Below are 19,181 nucleotides of genomic sequence, written 5' to 3'. Positions count from 1 at the left end.
ATATTTTCGTTCACTGGAAGACCTTATGAGCCGCACTGTTACCTTCGCCGCCACACAACTGACCATTGGCTGGGATATCGACGCCAATATGGCCAAGGCCGAGCAGGCCATTCGCGACGCCCATGCCGGCGGCGCTCAGGTTATTCTGCTGCAGGAGCTGTTCGAGGCGCCCTACTTCTGTAAGACCCAGCAGTATCGCTATCTTGACCTGGCGAAACCCCTGGCTGGCAATCCGCTGATCGAGCGTTTCTCCCACCTGGCTGCTGAGCTCGAGGTGGTGTTGCCCATCAGCTACTACGAGCGAGACACCAACACGTTTTTCAATTCCCTGGTGATGATCGACGCCGACGGCACAGTCATGGAGAACTATCGCAAGAGCCACATTCCCGACGGCCCAGGGTATTGCGAGAAGTTTTATTTCACGCCCGGCGATACTGGCTTCAAAGTGTGGAAAACACGCTACGGCACGTTCGGCGCCGGCATTTGCTGGGATCAGTGGTTCCCGGAAACCGCCCGCTGCTGCGCGTTAATGGGCGCCGAAGCCATGTTTTACCCAACCGCTATCGGTTCCGAACCCCAGGACCCCACCCTCGATTCCAGCGCTCACTGGCAGCGGGTGATGCAGGGCCATGCCGCCGCCAATGTTCTGCCTGTTATCGCTTCCAATCGCACCGGCGTGGAAGAAGACGATGGCATTACCACCACATTCTATGGCTCGTCATTCATCACCGACCACACCGGCGAGAAGATCGCCGAAGCCGGCAGAGACGAAGAGAAAATCCTGATCGCAGAAATCGATCTGGAGGCAGCGGCTGAATACCGCCGTGCCTGGGGCTTATTCCGGGATCGTCGCCCTGAACTCTACAGCCCGATCGCCAACCTGGCCTGCGGCGACAACACATGAGCGATACCCTGGCCTCTACACCGAGGGCCGACGGCTTTCAGATGCCCGGCGAACATGAACCGCAACAGGCAGTAGTGATGGCCTGGCCGGAGCGCGGTGATAACTGGCGCAACAATGCCGGACCCGCCCAGGCGGCTTTTGCTGCAATCGCCAGTGCCATCGCCGCTGAAACACCCGTCATCATGTGTACCTCTGCAGAGGGGGCCGCAGGCGCTCGGGCCATGTTGCCCACGGACGTTTCCGTACTCGAAATACCCTGCAACGATAGCTGGATGCGCGACATCGGCCCCACCTATGTGCGCGACGATACGGGTCAGGTACGCGGTGTAGACTGGCAGTTCAATGCCTGGGGCGGCGAGGTCAACGGCTTGTACGAAGACTGGTCACTGGACGCTGCGCTGGCAGCTGAGCTCCTCAGCGTCAGGGGCGAGGCACGCTACAGTGCACCGCTGGTTTTGGAAGGTGGCTCCATTCACGTCGACGGTGATGGTACCTGTATCACCACGGCCGAGTGCCTGCTCCATCCGGGGCGCAACCCGCACCTCGATCAAGCCGACATAGAAAACCTGTTGCGTGAATACCTGAACGTAGAGACTTTCTTCTGGCTACCACGGGGGGTTGTTAATGACGAAACCGACGGTCATGTAGACAATATTCTGCACATCGCGCGCCCCGGCGAAGTCCTGTTGAGCTGGTGCGACGATCCTCAGGATCCGGTGTACGACATCTGCCGCGAAGCACTGGCTGTGCTCGAGGCCAAGCCCGATGCGCGCGGCCGCAAAATCAAGGTGCACAAGCTGCCATTACCTGGCCCGCTGTACATGACCGACGAAGAGGCCGCAGGCATTCAGCCCTCGTCCAATATGGTGCGCGAACCAGGCGAACGACTGGCCGGCTCCTATGCCAATTTTCTCATCACCAACCAGCGGGTCGTCTTCCCCTTGCTGGATTCCGCCACCGACGAAGCCGCGAGGCAGCTACTGCAACGCGTGTTCCCAGCACATACGCTAATTGGTGTGCCGGGCCGGGAAATTCTGCTCGGCGGCGGCAACATCCACTGCATTACCCAGCAGATTCCTGCGAGCTGAGGCACACTAAACCGCGGTGTCTAGCGCCCTCCGGTAGCGCACTAACCCCTGAATTTACGCTGCTTTTTCCTGATCAGGAATAAATCAGAAATTGATCGACTGATTCAAGGGCGCTCCAATACCCAGCAACTATAGTCTGCGGAACCCGCAGGCGAGTTCTCGCCCGGGTGACATTGAGGAAAGTCAAAATGGATCTACTAAAAACGCTTTTTATCACCCTTTTAATTTCCCTGCCTGGCAATAGCCGATGAACGAACGCGTGACGAGCACGTGTGTACGCTTGCTGTCACCAACTATGATTTCTACCCAGACCCTGCAGTGGGTAGCGAATGGGCGGCGCCCTCTCTGCATGCAGAGCCCGGTGAACCCATAGGCGGGTTGACCAGCTCCTATCTGCAAATGTCGTTGTCTGCCGCCACACTCTGGAGCTATCCCCAACGCAGGCGACTTTGTCGAGCAACTGCGTGACGCACTCGATGATGCGCAAGACACGCTGGTGTTCTTTGAGCTACCCGATGTACTACGTGTTCTTCGTGAAGGCGCTTTCTGGGGCATTTACTACGAGCACTGTTCCTATTTCAGCGAAACATCGCTGCGGCGAATTTTTGAACGTTGTGATTTCGAGGTACTCGATAGCCGGCTTGAGTACGATGACCAGTACATCATGTTGGTAGCCAAGCCTTGTGCACGAACGTCTTCGACAATAAGTGACCCACATGAGGAACTGGCAGCGGCTGCGCATTATCTCCAGCACTAGCAGCAACAAAGCACACGCTGGCAAAACCTGTTGGACAGCAGGGAAAACGCGTGGTGCTGTGGGGCGGAGGCTCAAAAGCGGTATCGTTTCTCACCCGGATCGAAGGTAGCGATAGCATCGAGCAGATGGTCGACATCAATCCTCACAAGCAAGGTGCATTTATGCCGGGTACAGGTCAGATGGTTATTGCGACAGCTGATTTGCGTGCAGCGCCGCCTGACACCGTAATCGTCGTTAACCCTGTCTATGAAGCTGAGATCGGTTCCAGGCTGGGTTCGTTAGGCCTGAGCCCGGAGCTGCTCTGCCTGGATGGCTGAAGCTAGGCGATAAACGCTCTATCACAACAACCGCCCATAACTGACAGACAAAAAAAACCCCGGTAATACCGGGGTTTCTTCAAACCGGAACAAGAGCTGCGTTTAACCGCGGCCAGCCCGATTCTTCATCTTACGCAGGGTAGCGAGCTGGGCGGCTGCCTCGGCCAACTGTGCGGAAGCGCGACCGTAGTCGAACTCACCGGACTGGTTGGTCAGGGCCTGCTCTGCTTCGCGACGCGCCTCTTCAGCGGCTGCTTCGTCGACATCGTCGGCACGCAGGGCAGTATCGGCCAGGATAGAAACCACGCCAGGCTGAACTTCCAGGAAGCCGCCAGAAACGTAGTACACCTCTTCGTCACCGCTCTGGGTAACGACGCGAACCGGGCCGGGCACCAGCGAGGTCAGCAACGGCGCGTGACCGTAGCTGACGCCGAGCTCACCTTCGCTGCCGGTGGCTACCAGCAGCTCCACCAGGCCGGAGAAAATTTCTTCTTCGGCGCTGGCGATATCGCAGTGAATGGTCATTGCCATGGTATGGCCTCTCTAAATGACAGCTGGATTACATGTTGTTGGCTTTTTCGACGGCTTCGTCGATGCTGCCAACCATGTAGAAAGCTTGTTCGGGCAGGTGGTCATACTCACCGGCCAGAATGCCTTTAAAGCCTGAAATGGTGTCCTTCAGGGAAACGTACTTACCAGGAGAGCCGGTGAATACTTCCGCCACGTGGAAGGGCTGAGACAGGAAACGCTCGATCTTACGCGCGCGGTCAACAGTCTGCTTGTCTTCCTCGGACAGTTCGTCCATACCCAGGATCGCAATAATGTCCTTCAGCTCTTTGTAGCGCTGCAGTACGTTCTGTACACCGCGGGCAGTGTCGTAGTGCTCGCTACCGATGAGCAGCGGATCCAGCTGACGAGAGCTTGAATCCAGCGGGTCGATCGCAGGATAAATACCTTTCGCCGCAATGTCGCGAGACAGTACAACGGTCGCGTCCAGGTGAGCAAAGGTGGTTGCAGGTGAGGGGTCGGTCAAGTCATCCGCCGGTACGTATACCGCCTGGATAGAAGTAATAGAGCCAACCTTGGTTGAGGTAATACGCTCCTGCAGTACACCCATCTCTTCCGCCAGGGTGGGCTGGTAGCCTACCGCGGAGGGCATACGACCCAGCAGTGCCGATACTTCGGTTCCCGCCAGTGTGTAACGGTAGATGTTGTCGACGAACAGCAGAACGTCACGGCCTTCGTCACGGAACTTCTCGGCCATGGTCAGGCCGGTCAGTGCTACGCGCAGACGGTTGCCGGGGGGCTCATTCATCTGGCCGTATACCATGGCTACCTTGGATTCGGTGAAGTTCTCAACGTTAACAACGCCGGACTCCTGCATCTCGTAGTAGAAGTCGTTACCTTCACGAGTACGCTCACCTACACCGGCAAATACTGACAGACCGGAGTGCTGCAGTGCGATGTTGTTGATGAGCTCCATCATGTTTACGGTCTTACCAACACCGGCGCCACCGAACAGGCCGATCTTGCCACCCTTGGCGAAGGGGCAGACCAGGTCGATAACTTTAATACCGGTTTCGAGCAGCTCTTCAGCAGCAGCCAGCTCGTCGTAAGCGGGGGCTTCACGGTGAATGGGAGCACGCTCCTGTTCGCCGATGGGGCCACACTCATCGATGGGGTTACCCAGTACGTCCATAATGCGACCGAGAGTCTCAGGGCCAACAGGCACAGAGATGGGTGCATTGGTGTTTTCTACGGTCAGGCCACGAGACAGACCTTCGGAAGAACCCAGCGCAATCGCGCGAACCACACCGTCGCCCAGCTGCTGCTGAACTTCCAGGGTAGTGTCCTTCTCGGTGATCTTCAGTGCATCGTATACCTGCGGCACAGCATCGCGTGGGAATTCCACGTCGATTACCGCGCCGATGATTTGTACGACTCGTCCGCTACTCATGTTCGGATCCTCTCTAATAAAATTCTTTCAAACCGGGAACAGAGCCTATTTTCTGGTCGCGAAAATAGTGGTCTGCCGCCTATTGTTTCTAATCGCTTAGCCGATCGCCGCAGCGCCGCTGACAATCTCAGACAGCTCCTGGGTAATCGCCGCCTGGCGCGCCTTGTTGTAAACCAACTGCAGATCTTCGATCAGCTCACCAGCGTTGTCGGTGGCGTTCTTCATCGCCAACATACGCGCGGCCTGCTCACAGGCACCGTTTTCAACAACCGCCTGGTATACCTGAGACTCGATGTAACGAGTCAGCAGTGCTTCCAGCAGTTCTTTTGCGTCGGGCTCGTAGATGTAGTCCCAGTGGTGCTTCATCTCGTCAGACTCTTTGGGCTCCAGGGGCAGCAACTGCTCCACCTGTGGGTCCTGAGTCATGGTGTTGACGAACTCGTTGCTCACCAGGAACAGGCGATCAATCTTGCCTTCTGCATAAGCATCCAGCATGGCTTTTACGCCACCGATAAGGTCGGCAACCGAGGGCTCTTCGCCCAGGTCGCGAACGGCTGCAGTGACATTGCCGCCATAGCTGTTAAAGAAGGCGATGGCCTTGGCACCTACCAGGGACAAATCGATATCGATGCCCTGGTCGTTCCAGGTTTTCATGTCCTTGACGGTCTTCTTGAACAGGTTGACGTTCAAGCCACCGCAAAGGCCGCGATCGGTAGAGACAACAATGTAGCCCACACGCTTAACTTCACGCTGCTCCATGTACATGTGCTTGTACTCGGGGGCGGCGTTAGCGATGTGACTGACCACAGCGCGCATGCGGCGGGCATAAGGCTTGCCCAGCTGCATGCGGTCCTGAGCTTTACGCATTTTGGAAGCAGCAACCATTTCCATGGCGCTGGTGATCTTCTGCGTGCTCTGGATGCTCGAGATCTTGGTCCGGATTTCTTTTCCGACTGCCATTTACTGGTCCTCGGGGTTTACCAGGTCTGGGTAGACTTGAAGTTTTCGAGCAGGGCCTTAAAGGCACCTTCAATCTCGTCGTTCCAGTCACCGGTTGCGACGATGTTGTTCATCAGCTCACCCTGTTCGGCGTGGGCGTAGGACAACAGTGCATCTTCAAAGTCCAGGATCTTGGCAACTTCAACGTCGTTCAGGAAACCGTTGTCCGCAGCGTAAATCACCAGGCCCATCTCAGCGATGGAACGGGGTGAGTACTGCTTCTGCTTCATCAGCTCGGTTACGCGCTCACCGTGATCCAGCTGGGCCTTGGTAGCATCGTCGAGGTCAGAAGCAAACTGCGAGAACGCCGCCAGTTCGCGATACTGTGCCAGTGCGGTACGAATGCCACCGGACAGCTTCTTCATGATCTTGGTCTGGGCCGAACCACCTACACGGGATACGGAGATACCGGCGTTCATCGCAGGACGGATGCCCGCGTTAAACATGTCAGCTTCCAGGAAGATCTGACCGTCGGTAATAGAAATCACGTTGGTCGGTACGAACGCAGAAACGTCACCTGCCTGAGTCTCAATGACAGGCAGTGCTGTCAGAGAACCGGTCTGGCCTTTCACTTCGCCGTTGGTGAACTTCTCAACGTAGTCGGCGTTAACGCGCGCGGCGCGTTCGAGCAGACGCGAGTGGAGGTAGAACACGTCACCAGGGTAGGCTTCACGGCCCGGAGGACGACGCAGCAGCAGGGAGATCTGGCGGTAAGCCCAGGCCTGCTTGGTCAGGTCATCGTAAATAATCAGGGCGTCTTCACCGCGGTCGCGGTAGTACTCACCCATGGTGCAACCGGCGAAAGGTGCCAGGTACTGCATAGCAGCAGGGTCAGAAGCAGTCGCAGCAACCACAATAGTGTGGTCCATGGCGCCGTGCTCTTCCAGCTTGCGCACTACAGCAGCAACAGAGGAGGCCTTCTGACCAACCGCTACGTAGATACACTTAATGCCGGAGCCTTTCTGGTTGATGATGGCGTCAACCGCAATCGCAGTCTTACCAATCTGGCGGTCGCCAATAATCAGCTCACGCTGGCCACGGCCGATGGGTACCATCGCGTCAACCGCTTTCAGACCAATCTGAACGGGCTCATCAACTGACTGACGGGCGATTACGCCGGGAGCAACTTTTTCAAGTGCGTCAGTCATGGCCGCGTTCACGGGCCTTTACCGTCAATCGGGTTACCCAGCGCGTCTACTACGCGGCCCTGCAGTTCAGGACCAACGGGCACTTCCAGAATACGGCCTGTGCAACGACAGCTCTGGCCTTCTTTCAGGCCTTTGTAGTCGCCCAGTACTACCGCACCAACGGAGTCGCGCTCAAGGTTCAGCGCCATACCGTAGATGCCGCCTTCAAATTCAATCATCTCACCGTACATAACTTCGGCGAGACCGTGGATACGAATAATACCGTCGGTTACGGAAACCACGGTACCTTCGTTGCGAGCTTCAGACGACACATCGAGTGAATCGATGCGCGACTTGATAATCTCGCTAATCTCAGATGGATTCAGTTGCTGCATGCTGTTTGTTCCTCAATCCTATTGCTATCTATAAAAGCTCAGGAATTCATTGCTTCGGCGAGCTTGTTCAGCCTGCCGCGCACGGAGCCATCGATCACCAGATCACCGGCCCGAATTAATACGCCACCCAGAAGGCCAGCATCGGTAGATGTGCTGACCTTCACTTCGCGCTCGAGTTTCTTGCCCAATACACCCGCCAGTTTTTCGGCGGTGGCGTCATCCAGGTCAAAGGCAGAGACAACTTCTACGTCTACTGACTTCTCCAGATTTGCCTTGAACAGTTCGAACTGGGCAGAAATTTCCGGCAGCAGCGACAGCCGCTTGTTGTCGGAAAGAATGTTGACGAAGTTCTTAACTTCAGCGCCGGTAGCATCACCGCAAACCTCGTTGAGGGTTGCTGCCTGCTGCGCGTCAGTCATGGACGGATTGTCCAGAACCTTATCCATGCCCTCAGCCGCGGAAACCGCTGCGGCGGTGGCCAGCTGCTCTGACCACTGCGCAAGTGCGTCTTTCTCGCGTGCGTATTCAAACGCTGCCTTGGCGTAGGGGCGTGCCAGTGTGCTTAGTTCAGCCATAGCTCCCTCGCGATTACAGCTCTGTGGCCAGCTTGTCGACCAGCTCCTTATGAGCTTCCTGGTCGATGGCTGCACCCAGAACCTTTTCAGCGCCGGCCAGAGACAGAGCTGCAACCTCGCCACGCAGTGTTTCACGTGCGCGGTTGGATTCCTGCTCGATCTCAGCCTGGGCAGAAGCTTTAACGCGGTCTGCCTCTACGACAGCGGCGTCCTTGGCTTCTTCAACCAGCTGATTGGCGCGCTTGTTGGCGGCGTCGACAATACCTGCGGCCTCTTCCTTGGCTTCTTTCAGGCGTTCTACCGCCTTCTCTTGAGCCAGTTCGAGGTCATGGCTGGCGCGGTCTGCGGCTGCCAGGCCGTCGGCGATCTTCTGCTCGCGCTCCTGCATGGCGGCCAGGATAGGCGGCCATACGAACTTCATGCAGAACCACACGAAGCACACGAAGGCGATCATTTGTCCGATAAGCGTAAGATTAATGTTCACGCTGTTTTCCTCACCGGTTGTCAGGACCCGAAAGGTCCCTAGTTAGACTATGCCTTATGCAACAACGCCGGGGGCTACTACGAAGATCAGGTACATAGCGATACCAACACCGATAATGGGGATCGCGTCTACCAGGCCAGCGCCCAGGAAGAAGGTAGTCTGCAGCTTGGGAGCCAGTTCAGGCTGACGAGCAGAGCCTTCAATCAGCTTTCCGCCCAGCAGGCCTACACCGATAGCGGCACCAAGACCACCCAGACCCATCATGATGGCGGCAGCAATAATTACGAGTTCCATGCGTTTCTCCTAGAGTGTGTAAATAACCAAAAGGTTAAAGTTAAAGTTAATCAGTGATCTTCATGAGCCATGCTGAGATACACGATCGTCAGCACCATGAAGATGAATGCTTGCAGGGTGATTACCAGGATGTGGAAAATCGCCCAACCCATTTGCATCAAGCCCGCCGGAACCATCCAGAACAGTCCAGCACTGAACAGGGCGGCAATCAGGATAAAGATCATCTCGCCGGCGTACATGTTTCCGAACAGACGCAGGCCGAGAGAGAAGGGCTTGGCCAGGAAACCAACCACTTCCATAAAGAGGTTTACCGGAATAAAGATCGGGTGGTTGAAGGGGTTCAGCGTCAGCTCTTTCACAAAGCCGAAGCCCTTCACCTTAATCGAGTAGTAGAGCATCAGGATGAAGATGCCCAACGCCATACCCATGGTGATGTTGGGATCGGTGGATGGCACGATTTTTTGGTATTCAACTCCCAGCAGCATCAGGGTGTGCGGGATCAGGTCAACCGGAATAAGGTCCATCAGGTTCATCAGGAACACCCAGACAAAAATGGTCAGCGCAAGGGGCGCAACCAAGGCGTTCCTACCATGGAAGGTATCTTTTACGGTGTTGTCGACGAACTCGACAACCATCTCGGCGAAGTTCACAAAACCGGAGGGCACGCCGGCTTCGGCTTTCTTGGCGACCGAGCGGAACAACAGACAGAACACGATGCCGAGGCCGATAGACCAGAGCATGGAGTCAATGTGGATTGCCATAAAGCCCATTGCGGAGGCTTCCGCGCCGCCGTGAGCCATGGTCCAGACACCGCCGTCGGGGACGATGGAACCATCGTAGCGTTCGAAACCGCCAGGCAATTTGCCGTAGGTGAGGTTGGTCAGGTGGTGGACAATATATTCGGAAACTGTCTGTGTTTCGCCTGAAGCTGCCATCTATAAGAACTCTTGCGTCTGTTCTCTGTTCACTGGCTGCGCGTGAGCAGCAGCCAGCTACCAATAATCTGTATCGTAAGCATCGCCAGATATCCGGCGAACACTGCCAGGCCGTCAATCGGCCGTATTGCGGCAAAAACTACCGCAAAGCCCGCCACGCTGAGCATGAACTTGCCGATTTCACCGGCATAGCTGGCGCGAGCCATGTCCCTGGCGGATTTTGCCCCCCGCCAACGAAAGGCGAGATGGGCAAAATATGCCTGAGGAATAACAGCCACCAGGCCTCCCGCGGCCAATGACCAGGCGACCACCTCGTTGTACACCAGCAGAGCCAGGCACAGTAATGTGAGTACCGCCAGTTGAGTCAGAGTGATGCGATGGACAGGAGGGCGTGCAATTTTAGCACCGGGCATGAAGCCTCACCTTACTCCCCAAACCAATAGCCACACGGGTTTCATCCTCTATAAGGGCGCGCGCATTATAGGTGCTATAGAAGACCGGAGCAACCGGCCAATAGTCGGTATTTGAACATGAAATAGCCGCTTTTAGCTGCACGATCCCTACAATATATAGGGGTTTTCACAGCGGATATGCAACAAATCCCCTATCTAGTGCCTGATTATTTTTTATTCACTATATACGGTAGATTTAAGCATCTATATCAGTTCCCAGTAAGCCGTTGCTAAGTGGCCATTGGACCTGCCATGGTTCAAAAATATCAGTGCGAATGCTCATGCAAGGCATGGCGCGGTGGTGGCAACTCGAATGGTGCAGACGCACCCATGCCAATCATCGATTAATATACCCAGATCCCGAAGGCGACGGGCTCAATGCCAGGGCGTTTCAGTGATGAGAAATCGCTACTTGATATGGGCGAGGATACCGTCCAGTTCATCCAGAGAGCTGTAGTTTAGTACCAGCTTGCCCTTGCCTTTGGCTGAGTGCTGTATTTGGACTTTTGTACCCAGGCGCTGGGACAGGTCGTCCTGCAAATGGCGAATGTTGGGGTCCAGGGCCTTGGGCTCGGCAGCGGGTTTGTCCTTGGCGGCCAGCAGGCTGCGCACCAGTGCTTCGGTCTGACGCACGCTCATGCCATTGCCAACCACTTGTGCCGCGGCGTGGGACTGGTCCCCGCCATTCAGCGCCAGCAGCGTACGGGCATGGCCCATCTCCAGGTCGCCGTGCTCCACCAGGCGGCGCACATCTTCCTGCAGACTCATCAGGCGCAATAGATTGGTGACCGTGGAGCGGGACTTACCCACTGCATCGGCCACCTCCTGCTGGGTCAGCTCAAATTCCTGCTGCAGGCGCTGCAGGGCAACCGCTTCTTCTATAGGGTTGAGATCTTCCCGCTGAATGTTCTCAATCAGCGCCATGGCGATGGCCGCTTCGTCGGGCACTTCGCGGATAACCGCGGGAATGACATCCAGACCCGCCAACTGAGTGGCGCGCCAGCGGCGCTCACCGGCAATAATTTCGTATTTCTTATCGGAGATCGGCCGCACCACAATAGGCTGCATCACACCCTGGGCCTTGATACTGTCGGCCAGTTCCTGCAGCGATTCAGGCTCCATGTCACGACGGGGCTGGTATTTACCGCGCTGCACCAGATCGACGGGCAGCTCTTTAAGGGTTTTGTCAGCAACAGAACCAGCGCCGGGCGAGGCATCACCGGTGGCTGCGGGCTGCTGCTGGGCAGCAGCGCCGAGCAGGGCATCCAAACCACGCCCGAGGTGTCGTTTCTTGCCTGACATTATGGTCTCCTCAGGTCAGCAGGTTGGGGCTAATTGCAGATGCGGCGGCAGCGACGGATTTTTCCTCGCGACGAATCATTTCGCCGGCCAGCGCCATGTAGGCCTTGGAGCCGCGGGAATACTTGTCATAGTACATGGTCGGCACGCCGTGGCTAGGTGCCTCGGCGAGGCGAATATTGCGCGGTACAACAGTTCGGTACACCTTGTCGCCAAAGTACTCGTGCAGCTGGCTGGAGACCTCTGTGGTCAGGCTGTTGCGAGGGTCGTACATGGTGCGCAGAATGCCTTCGATCATCAGGTCCGGATTCACCGAACCGGCGATGCCGTTAATGGTTTCCACCAGGGAAGAGAGCCCCTCGAGCGCAAAATACTCACACTGCATGGTAATGACGACACCGTCGGCGGCGATCAACGCATTGAGCGTCAGCATATTCAGTGAGGGTGGACAGTCGATCAGTACGTAATCGTAGTGGGCGTCAACTTCCATCAGCGCCGCTCGCAGCCGCGCCTCTTTGTTTTCCACTTCAAGCAGCTCAACTTCAGCTGCGGTCAGATCGCCATTGGCCGGCAGCACATCATAGCCAGCGGCAGCAGCCGTCTGGCGCACCTGCATAACCGGTGCCCGCTGTACGAGCACATCGTAGATCGTTTTTTCGGCGGAATATTTGTCGATGCCGCTGCCCATGGTGGCATTGCCCTGGGGGTCGAGATCAACGAGGAGAACCTGCTTTTTCATGGCAGCCAGGGAAGCAGCGAGATTGACACAGGTGGTGGTCTTGCCCACGCCGCCTTTCTGGTTCGCTATTGCGAGAACTCTTGCCACTATTAACCCCTGTTACCCCTGGTCTGTTATTGCTTTGCGCTGCTAACGCGGTGTCATATCCACCAGGTGACGTTGTTCGTCCAAACCGGGAACATGCAGTTCGTGCACGGCTTCCAGCCTGCAACTTTCGGCAACGACGGCGATTTCCTCCTCCGGGTAGACACCCTTCATGGCGAGAAAGTGGCCATCCGGGCCAAGCAGGTGGCGGCAACCGCCCACCATGTCCCCTATCGTGGCGAACGCCCGTGACAGCACAGTGTCGTAAGGGGCTTCTGGCGCAAATGATTCCACGCGCGCCTGGTGAACTGTCATATTATCCAAGCGCAGCGCAGTTTTCACCTGAAACAGGAAGCGGGTCTTCTTGCCATTGCTATCAAGCAGGTGAAATTCGCGTTCAGGGAATAGAATCGCCATGGGCACGCCGGGCAATCCGCCACCGGTGCCCACATCGATCAGCCGCTGGCCGCGCAGGTGCGGCGCGATGGCCAGGCTGTCGAGCAAATGCTTGGTAACCATCTGCGCTGGGTCGCGAACCGCCGTTAGGTTATAGGCCTTGTTCCACTTGATCAGCAGTTCAAGGTAAGCCAGTAATTGCGGCTGGTCCTGGGGTTGCTGGGCGACGTTGAGTATCCGGCAGCCCTCTTCGAGCTGTGAAGTAAGTGCGCTGTCCAAACTGGATCAGGCCAACTGGCGGGTGTCATCCGCCGCCGCAGCCAGGGCCCCGCGCTTCTTGAGGTAAATCAGCAGCAGCGATACCGCCGCCGGAGTGACTCCTGGAATACGGCTGGCACGGGCCAGGGTCGCGGGCCGCGCTTCACCCAACTTCTGCTTCATCTCGTTGGACAAACCATCAATCTGCTCATAATCGAGATCTTCAGGCAGCGCAGTGTTCTCATAGCGACGCAGTCGCTCGATCTCATCTTTCTGACGGTCGATGTAACCGGCGTACTTGGCCTGGATTGCCACTTGTTCGGCAGCCTGGGTATCTGGGGTGGGTTCACCCTTAACCGCAGCGATGTCGGCGTACTCAAGTTCCGGGCGTTTGAGCAGGTCGGCCAGGGAATACTCCCTGGTCAGTGGGCTGGAAAGCTTGTCGGCCAACTGGTCGGCCTCGGCGGTTCCCGGCTGGATCCAGGTACTAGCCAGGCGCTGGCTCTCGCGCTCCATGGCTTCCTGTTTTGCCTCAAATCGCTGCCAGCGCGCGTCATCCACCAGACCAAACTTACGGCCCGCTGGAGTCAGGCGCAGATCTGCGTTGTCCTCGCGCAACAACAACCGATGCTCGGCGCGGGAGGTAAACATGCGATAGGGCTCGATTGTGCCCATGGTGATCAAGTCATCTACCAGCACACCGAGATAGGCTTCATCGCGACGCGGGCACCATGGCGCTTCGCTACGCGCGGCGAGGGCCGCGTTCATGCCGGCCAACAATCCCTGGGCAGCTGCCTCTTCGTAACCGGTAGTGCCATTGATCTGGCCAGCGAAGTACAGTCCTGGCAGCGCTTTGGTTTCCAGCGAATACTGCAGATCACGTGGATCGAAAAAATCGTACTCGATCGCATACCCGGGCCGGGTGATGTGGGCGTTTTCAAAGCCCTTGATCGAATGCACCAGTTCAATCTGCACATCAAAGGGCAGGCTGGTGGAAATGCCATTAGGGTACAGCTCAGGCGTCGACAAACCCTCGGGCTCGATAAACACCTGGTGAGAATTTTTGTCAGCGAAGCGGTGAATTTTGTCTTCGACACTGGGGCAATAACGCGGGCCCACCCCTTCAATCACACCGGAAAACATCGGCGAGCGATCGAGGCTCGCGCGGATAATGTCATGGGTGCGTTCATTGGTATGGGTAATCCAGCAACAGCGCTGCTCGGGATGTTCATCGACAGAACCCATAAAAGACATTACCGGCAGGGGTTCTTCACCCCACTGCTCTTCGAGCCCGGAGAAGTCCACGCTGCGAGCATCGATACGTGGCGGTGTGCCGGTCTTCAGTCGCTCCACCCGGAACGGCAGTTCGCGCAGCCGGTTGGCAAGGGCAATCGACGGTGGATCTCCCGCCCGGCCGCCGGCGGAATTTTCCAAACCAATATGCAGCTTGCCACCGAGAAAAGTACCGGTGGTGAGCACCACGCGAGGCGCCCGGAAGATCACGCCCATCTGGGTAATGGCACCGGCCACCACACCGTTCTCGATCAGCAGGTCATCCACCGGTTGCTGGAAGATCGACAGGTTTTCCTGGGCTTCGAGAATTTCGCGAATAGCGTTGCGGTAAAGCACCCGGTCGGCCTGGGCGCGGGTAGCCCGCACCGCGGGTCCCTTGCGGGAATTGAGAATCCGGAATTGAATACCGGCACGATCGGTAGCCCGGCCCATCGCGCCGCCCAGCGCGTCCACTTCTTTCACCAGATGGCTCTTGCCAATACCGCCAATCGCGGGGTTGCAGGACATCTGGCCCAGCGTGTCGACACTGTGGGTCAACAACAGGGTGCGACAGCCCATACGGGCGGCCGCCAGGCACGCCTCGGTCCCGGCATGTCCGCCGCCAACCACTATCACATCGTAGGTCTGTTTGAATTCCACCGCTGGCCTCGTCCGCCACCTGAATCAGGGGGCGAGATTATACGCAGAGGACCGGCATTGTTCAAAAAGCGAGCAAGGTGAATATTGCTGCGAAACCACCCATCCCGCCTGCTACAACCGGGCTTGCATCCAGCTGACGAGGTCTTCGAGAACCTCGCCCTGCTCAGGCTCGTTCAGAATCTCGTGATACAGCTCGGGATAGAGCTTCACCGTCTTGTCCTCAGAGCGAATCCGGCCATTGAGCATCCGGGTTCCCTCGGGTGAGGTTAGCGTGTCAGCCTCACCGTGCATCATTAACAACGGCAGCGTGATTTTATTGGCCTCAGCCTGAATCCGGGTCATGGCCCCGAACAACTCAGCCACATAGCGGGCAGACATTTTGCCGTGGAAAACCAGGGGGTCCTCATTGTACGCCTTGACCACGGCCGGATCGCGGCTGACACCTGCGGCATCCAGCTGCAACACACCCAGGGACGGCGTAGTTTTCGAGAGCAGCTTAATGGATAACAACTGCCCCTTACTCGGCTCAAGATCGGGCTTGATCGCCGGCCCTGACAGAGCCGCACCGGCAAATTCATCCTGAAAGTCCAACAGATAGAGCGCGGAAATCAAGCCGCCCATACTATGGCCAAACAGGAACATGGGGACTTTGTCGAAATCCCAGCTGACCTGGCGATGGAAAATTTCCAAGGTGTCCAGATAGTGCTGAAATTTCTCCATATGGCCATACTGGCCATCGGATTTGCCATGCCCAATGTGGTCAATTGCCGCTACCGCAAAGCCCCTGGCAGTCAGAAACTCGGCCACATGGACGTAGCGATTACTGTGTTCACCGGAACCATGCACCAGCAGAACCACCGCGCGGGGCGGTTCTTCTGGTGTCCAGTACTGGTAGTAAATGGTATGACCTGCGGCGCCCTGGAAGCGGCCATCACGCTGTTGCATGGGTAAACCCCCTAGCCCAGTTCGGCTATAAATTTGCGGATTTCTTCCCAGGCCTCCCTGGCCTCAGTTAGATCGGGATAAAACATGTGCCACACGTGTACCACGGCAGGCCAGGTTTGCAGCCTGGCCGGTGAGCCCTGTGATACAGTGCGGTTCACATAACGCCTGCCGTCATCGCGCAACATCTCCGATTCACTGGCATGCACCAGTGTTGGCGGCAAGTTGCTCAGATCACCAAATACCGGTGATATCACCGGATTGGCGGGCGTAGTCCGGCCCTGGAACCAGCTCATCCAGAGCAGGAGCGGGCGCGGTATTTTCGCCAGCCCGGCAAACATGGGGCCGAGCATAGCGTCAGTTTCGATATTATCTTTCATGCTCGGTGAACCCAGCGTGAGGTCGGTCACCGGCGACAGTGCAACAACCCCATCAACCTTGCGCGAAGCATGATCGCGACTCCAGGCGCTAATCATTAACGACAAATTACCGCCGGCAGAATCACCTGCGACCAGTATCAGCGAGGGCGCGCAACTGCCCTCGGGCCCATTTTCCAGGAGCCACTGGTACGCCAGCTGACAGTCTTCTACCCCCGCCAGCCGCGGATGCTCGGGCATTAGCCGGTAATCAACCGACAACACCGACACGCCGCACAGCTTGGCAAAATGGGCTGTGATATTGCGGTGACTGCGGGGGCTGCCCATGACAAATCCACCGCCATGGATATACAGCAAGCGTCGATCTGGGTCTGACTCTGGCGCAATCACCCATTCTGCGGGCACACCGCCGGCGTCTACCGGGGTAAATGTGGCAGGCAGGTCGAGTCCCGTCGACATGTTGTCGAGGTATTCCCGCAGCAGCTTCAATTGCTCGCGTCTGGGCTGTTCGCGGATCGCACCGCTACCGACTTTGAGGGACGCTTCCACGTGATCGCGCTCGTCACTGAAGTCCGTACCGGGAAATTGCTCACCTGCAGGGGCATCGTACTGGCGCAAATCGGCACCGCTGAGATGCAAGCGGCCTATCAACCAGACCACAGCTATCACAACGGCCAGAAACCACAACCAGGTCATGTGTTCACCTATTCTTTTAACTTATGCCTGCATTCTCGCGGCCCCAACGCCGTGATACAAGCCCGGATGTCTGATCTTGTCACCCCCGTCACACATTAGGTAGCATGCAGGTGCAAGATCAAATAATAGTCAACATGGAGTCAGCTTATGTCTGAATATCATGTGGTACCCCCCTTGCTCGGTCTGGCCGGTCTGGCCATCGCCTTCATTATTTATCACATCATGGTTCGCCATAATCACGGCGAAGGTCAGGTTAAGAAAATCGGTGACCAGATCCACCTGGGCGCCATGGTCTTTATGCAGCGCGAATACAAAATGCTGGGGCTGTTCGGCCTGGTATTGCTGGTCGCGATATTTGTCTCACCTCTGGGCGCCAATACCGCGATTTCATTCCTGGTCGGCGCACTTTCATCCGCAATCGCCGGTTTCCTCGGCATGTTTGCCGCGACCAAGGCCAATGTTCGTACCGCCGTCGCAGCACACACCCACGGCCAGGATGCCGCGCTCTCGATCTCTTTTTACGGGGGCTCGATTATGGGCCTGTGTGTCGCTTCACTGGGCTTGATTGGCCTGGGCAGCCTCTACTGGTACTTCGGTGGCGATCCGGAGACGGCCCACGCTATTCACGGTTTTGGTATGGGCGCCTCGGTCGTTGCACTGTTTTCACGGGTCGGCGGCGGTATTTTCACCAAAAGTGCCGATGTCGGGGCCGACCTGGTCGGTAAGGTTGAAGCCGGGATTCCAGAGGACGACCCCCGCAATCCGGGTGTCATCGCGGACAACGTGGGTGACAACGTCGGCGATATCGCCGGTATGGGCTCGGATATTTTTGAATCCTACTGCGGTTCCATGATCGCCTGTATCGCCATTGCCTCCACCATGGCGATCTCCTCGGAACAAATGGCGGCGATGATGTTTTTACCGCTCTCGCTGGCAACCATTGGCCTGATCGCCTCATTGTGCGGCATCCTGATTGTGCGGGCGCGCAGTAAAGCAGCCCCGGAAGTGGCCTTGCGCACCGGCACCCTGGCCGCGCCGGTCATTTTTGCGGCCATGGCCTGGTTTCTCATTGCCGCACTGGGGCTGAAAACTGACATCTTCTGGTCCGTAGTGGCAGGCGCAGTCGGTGGTGTCGCCATTGGCCTTATCACCGAGTACTACACCGGCTCTTCGCCGGTCGAGAAAATTGCCAAATCCGGCGAGACCGGGCCAGCCACCGTCATGATTACGGGACTGGCTGTCGGTATGCAGTCGGTTGTGCTGCCGATTCTCTTTCTGGCCGCGATTATCTGGGTATCGACCTCACTGTCAGGTCTCTACGGGGTAGGGATTTCGGCGGTCGGCATGCTGGCCACGGTGGGTATTACCATGGCTATTGATGCCTATGGACCTGTCGCCGATAACGCCGGTGGTATCGCTGAAATGGCTGGCATGGGCGAAGAAACCCGCAAAATCACCGATGGTCTCGATGAAGTCGGCAATACCACCGCAGCGATTGGCAAGGGCTTCGCCATTGGCGCGGCGGCGCTCGCGGCACTGGCGATTATTGCCGCGTTCGTGGAAACCGTCGAAGCCAATAACCCCGGGTTCTCGCTGGAACTGTCTGACCCCACCGTTCTGGTGGGTATGTTTATCGGCGGAGCAGTACCGTTCCTGATTGCCTCGATCACCATGACAGCCGTGGGCGAAGCCGCTTTCGATATGATTACCGAGATCCGTCGCCAGTTTCGCGAGATTCCCGGGCTGCTGGAGGGCAAGGCTGAACCGGATACCGCGCGCTGTGTCGACATTGCCACATCCGCGGCCCTGCGCAGAATGATTGGCCCTGGCGCTATCGCTGTCGCAACACCGGTGTTGGTTGGGTTTGCCCTGGGCGCCCAGGCACTGGGCGGCATGCTCGGCGGGGCTCTTCTGGGCTGCGTGCTGATGGCGCTGATGATGGCGAATGCCGGTGGCGCCTGGGACAACGCCAAGAAGTTTGTCGAGAAGGGCAACCTCGGCGGCAAAGGGTCAGAGACTCACTCAGCGACCGTGGTCGGCGACACTGTGGGCGACCCCTTCAAGGATACATCTGGCCCATCGATGAATATTCTTATCAATGTGATGGCTATCGTCAGCCTGGTCATCGCCCCCTTGCTGTAATTTCGGCGCAGAATCACGGGGCTAAAGGAGGC

Annotated in this window: 19 protein-coding genes and 1 pseudogene; 5 read left to right on the top strand and 15 right to left on the bottom strand. The window is 57.2% G+C overall.

The window, feature by feature from the left end; genetic code table 11:
- Positions 1-25 precede the first annotated feature (25 nt).
- The 4 genes from aguB (at position 26) to BST95_RS03095 (ending at position 3,066) form a co-directional block, all read left to right on the top strand.
- Positions 26-904 carry an N-carbamoylputrescine amidase gene (gene aguB / locus BST95_RS03105; protein ID WP_084198123.1) on the top strand — a complete coding sequence of 293 codons (879 nt, stop codon included), beginning with the start codon at positions 26-28 and terminating at the stop codon, positions 902-904.
- Complete coding sequence (gene aguA / locus BST95_RS03100; protein ID WP_084198122.1) at positions 901-1,992, top strand: agmatine deiminase; 1,092 nt, start codon at positions 901-903, stop codon at positions 1,990-1,992. Before aguB ends, aguA begins: the two co-directional genes overlap by 4 nt.
- Positions 1,993-2,383: 391 nt before the next feature.
- A complete protein-coding gene (locus tag BST95_RS19595) occupies positions 2,384-2,749 on the top strand; it encodes a methyltransferase domain-containing protein (protein WP_338073417.1) in 366 nt (121 codons plus the stop codon).
- A 17-nt stretch (positions 2,750-2,766) separates the two neighbouring features.
- The gene (locus tag BST95_RS03095) at positions 2,767-3,066 is read left to right on the top strand and encodes a Rossmann-fold NAD(P)-binding domain-containing protein (RefSeq protein WP_084198121.1); all 300 of its coding nucleotides are present in this window, start codon (positions 2,767-2,769) and stop codon (positions 3,064-3,066) included.
- A 102-nt stretch (positions 3,067-3,168) separates the two neighbouring features.
- On the opposite strand, the gene BST95_RS03090 is transcribed toward BST95_RS03095, so the two are convergent.
- From BST95_RS03090 to BST95_RS03020, 15 genes and pseudogenes are all read right to left on the bottom strand, one after another.
- Positions 3,169-3,597 (bottom strand): F0F1 ATP synthase subunit epsilon, encoded by a 429-nt coding sequence (locus BST95_RS03090; protein ID WP_066056733.1) that lies wholly within the window; start codon positions 3,595-3,597, stop codon positions 3,169-3,171.
- A 28-nt stretch (positions 3,598-3,625) separates the two neighbouring features.
- The gene (atpD, locus tag BST95_RS03085; protein ID WP_066056728.1) at positions 3,626-5,023 is read right to left on the bottom strand and encodes a F0F1 ATP synthase subunit beta; all 1,398 of its coding nucleotides are present in this window, start codon (positions 5,021-5,023) and stop codon (positions 3,626-3,628) included.
- Positions 5,024-5,119: 96 nt separating this feature from the next.
- Positions 5,120-5,983, bottom strand: a complete 864-nt coding sequence (gene atpG, locus BST95_RS03080) for a F0F1 ATP synthase subunit gamma (protein ID WP_066056725.1) — start codon at positions 5,981-5,983, stop codon at positions 5,120-5,122.
- A gap of 17 nt (positions 5,984-6,000) precedes the next feature.
- Positions 6,001-7,544 (bottom strand): annotated as a pseudogene (gene atpA, locus BST95_RS03075) (F0F1 ATP synthase subunit alpha).
- 38 nt (positions 7,545-7,582) lie between these two features.
- Positions 7,583-8,119, bottom strand: coding sequence for a F0F1 ATP synthase subunit delta (locus BST95_RS03070; RefSeq protein WP_084198120.1), 537 nt, complete (start codon positions 8,117-8,119; stop codon positions 7,583-7,585).
- Positions 8,120-8,132: 13 nt separating this feature from the next.
- Complete coding sequence (locus BST95_RS03065) at positions 8,133-8,603, bottom strand: F0F1 ATP synthase subunit B (RefSeq protein WP_066056715.1); 471 nt, start codon at positions 8,601-8,603, stop codon at positions 8,133-8,135.
- 54 nt (positions 8,604-8,657) lie between these two features.
- Positions 8,658-8,897 carry a F0F1 ATP synthase subunit C gene (gene atpE / locus BST95_RS03060; RefSeq protein WP_084198119.1) on the bottom strand — a complete coding sequence of 80 codons (240 nt, stop codon included), beginning with the start codon at positions 8,895-8,897 and terminating at the stop codon, positions 8,658-8,660.
- Positions 8,898-8,947: 50 nt separating this feature from the next.
- Positions 8,948-9,832: a F0F1 ATP synthase subunit A gene (gene atpB, locus BST95_RS03055; protein WP_066056709.1), complete on the bottom strand. Its 885-nt coding sequence runs from the start codon at positions 9,830-9,832 to the stop codon at positions 8,948-8,950.
- A gap of 29 nt (positions 9,833-9,861) precedes the next feature.
- Entirely contained in the window at positions 9,862-10,245 is a 384-nt protein-coding gene (locus BST95_RS03050) for an ATP synthase subunit I (RefSeq protein WP_084198118.1), read from the bottom strand.
- Between the two features lie 447 nt (positions 10,246-10,692).
- A complete protein-coding gene (locus BST95_RS03045; RefSeq protein WP_084198117.1) occupies positions 10,693-11,586 on the bottom strand; it encodes a ParB/RepB/Spo0J family partition protein in 894 nt (297 codons plus the stop codon).
- A 10-nt stretch (positions 11,587-11,596) separates the two neighbouring features.
- Positions 11,597-12,409, bottom strand: coding sequence for a ParA family protein (locus BST95_RS03040; protein WP_084198116.1), 813 nt, complete (start codon positions 12,407-12,409; stop codon positions 11,597-11,599).
- A gap of 42 nt (positions 12,410-12,451) precedes the next feature.
- The gene (gene rsmG / locus BST95_RS03035; RefSeq protein WP_084198115.1) at positions 12,452-13,081 is read right to left on the bottom strand and encodes a 16S rRNA (guanine(527)-N(7))-methyltransferase RsmG; all 630 of its coding nucleotides are present in this window, start codon (positions 13,079-13,081) and stop codon (positions 12,452-12,454) included.
- A gap of 6 nt (positions 13,082-13,087) precedes the next feature.
- Positions 13,088-14,992 carry a tRNA uridine-5-carboxymethylaminomethyl(34) synthesis enzyme MnmG gene (gene mnmG / locus BST95_RS03030; RefSeq protein WP_084198114.1) on the bottom strand — a complete coding sequence of 635 codons (1,905 nt, stop codon included), beginning with the start codon at positions 14,990-14,992 and terminating at the stop codon, positions 13,088-13,090.
- A gap of 111 nt (positions 14,993-15,103) precedes the next feature.
- Positions 15,104-15,937, bottom strand: a complete 834-nt coding sequence (locus BST95_RS03025) for an alpha/beta hydrolase (protein ID WP_084198113.1) — start codon at positions 15,935-15,937, stop codon at positions 15,104-15,106.
- An 11-nt stretch (positions 15,938-15,948) separates the two neighbouring features.
- The gene (locus tag BST95_RS03020; protein ID WP_084198112.1) at positions 15,949-17,007 is read right to left on the bottom strand and encodes an alpha/beta hydrolase; all 1,059 of its coding nucleotides are present in this window, start codon (positions 17,005-17,007) and stop codon (positions 15,949-15,951) included.
- A gap of 147 nt (positions 17,008-17,154) precedes the next feature.
- Here BST95_RS03020 and BST95_RS03015 point away from each other — a divergent pair, with 147 nt between their 5' ends.
- Positions 17,155-19,149, top strand: coding sequence for a sodium-translocating pyrophosphatase (locus BST95_RS03015; protein WP_084198111.1), 1,995 nt, complete (start codon positions 17,155-17,157; stop codon positions 19,147-19,149).
- Positions 19,150-19,181 lie beyond the last annotated feature (32 nt).

Source organism: Halioglobus japonicus (assembly GCF_001983995.1).
Taxonomy (GTDB): Bacteria; Pseudomonadota; Gammaproteobacteria; order Pseudomonadales; family Halieaceae; genus Halioglobus; species Halioglobus japonicus.
Note: the sequence above shows the minus strand (reverse complement) of the source record. Positions and strands in the feature narration are given on the sequence as shown.

Excerpts from the sequence above, each read along its gene's own strand:
- BST95_RS03090 (WP_066056733.1), bottom strand. The coding sequence starts at position 3,597 with ATGGCAATGACCATTCACTGCGATATCGCCAGCGCCGAAGAAGAAATT.
- BST95_RS03015 (WP_084198111.1), top strand. The coding sequence starts at position 17,155 with ATGTCTGAATATCATGTGGTACCCCCCTTGCTCGGTCTGGCCGGTCTG.
- atpG (WP_066056725.1), bottom strand. The coding sequence starts at position 5,983 with ATGGCAGTCGGAAAAGAAATCCGGACCAAGATCTCGAGCATCCAGAGC.
- aguA (WP_084198122.1), top strand. The coding sequence starts at position 901 with ATGAGCGATACCCTGGCCTCTACACCGAGGGCCGACGGCTTTCAGATG.
- BST95_RS03025 (WP_084198113.1), bottom strand. The coding sequence starts at position 15,937 with ATGCAACAGCGTGATGGCCGCTTCCAGGGCGCCGCAGGTCATACCATT.
- atpD (WP_066056728.1), bottom strand. The coding sequence starts at position 5,023 with ATGAGTAGCGGACGAGTCGTACAAATCATCGGCGCGGTAATCGACGTG.
- BST95_RS03050 (WP_084198118.1), bottom strand. The coding sequence starts at position 10,245 with ATGCCCGGTGCTAAAATTGCACGCCCTCCTGTCCATCGCATCACTCTG.
- BST95_RS03070 (WP_084198120.1), bottom strand. The coding sequence starts at position 8,119 with ATGGCTGAACTAAGCACACTGGCACGCCCCTACGCCAAGGCAGCGTTT.
- atpB (WP_066056709.1), bottom strand. The coding sequence starts at position 9,832 with ATGGCAGCTTCAGGCGAAACACAGACAGTTTCCGAATATATTGTCCAC.
- BST95_RS03045 (WP_084198117.1), bottom strand. The coding sequence starts at position 11,586 with ATGTCAGGCAAGAAACGACACCTCGGGCGTGGTTTGGATGCCCTGCTC.
- BST95_RS03020 (WP_084198112.1), bottom strand. The coding sequence starts at position 17,007 with ATGACCTGGTTGTGGTTTCTGGCCGTTGTGATAGCTGTGGTCTGGTTG.
- aguB (WP_084198123.1), top strand. The coding sequence starts at position 26 with ATGAGCCGCACTGTTACCTTCGCCGCCACACAACTGACCATTGGCTGG.
- atpE (WP_084198119.1), bottom strand. The coding sequence starts at position 8,897 with ATGGAACTCGTAATTATTGCTGCCGCCATCATGATGGGTCTGGGTGGT.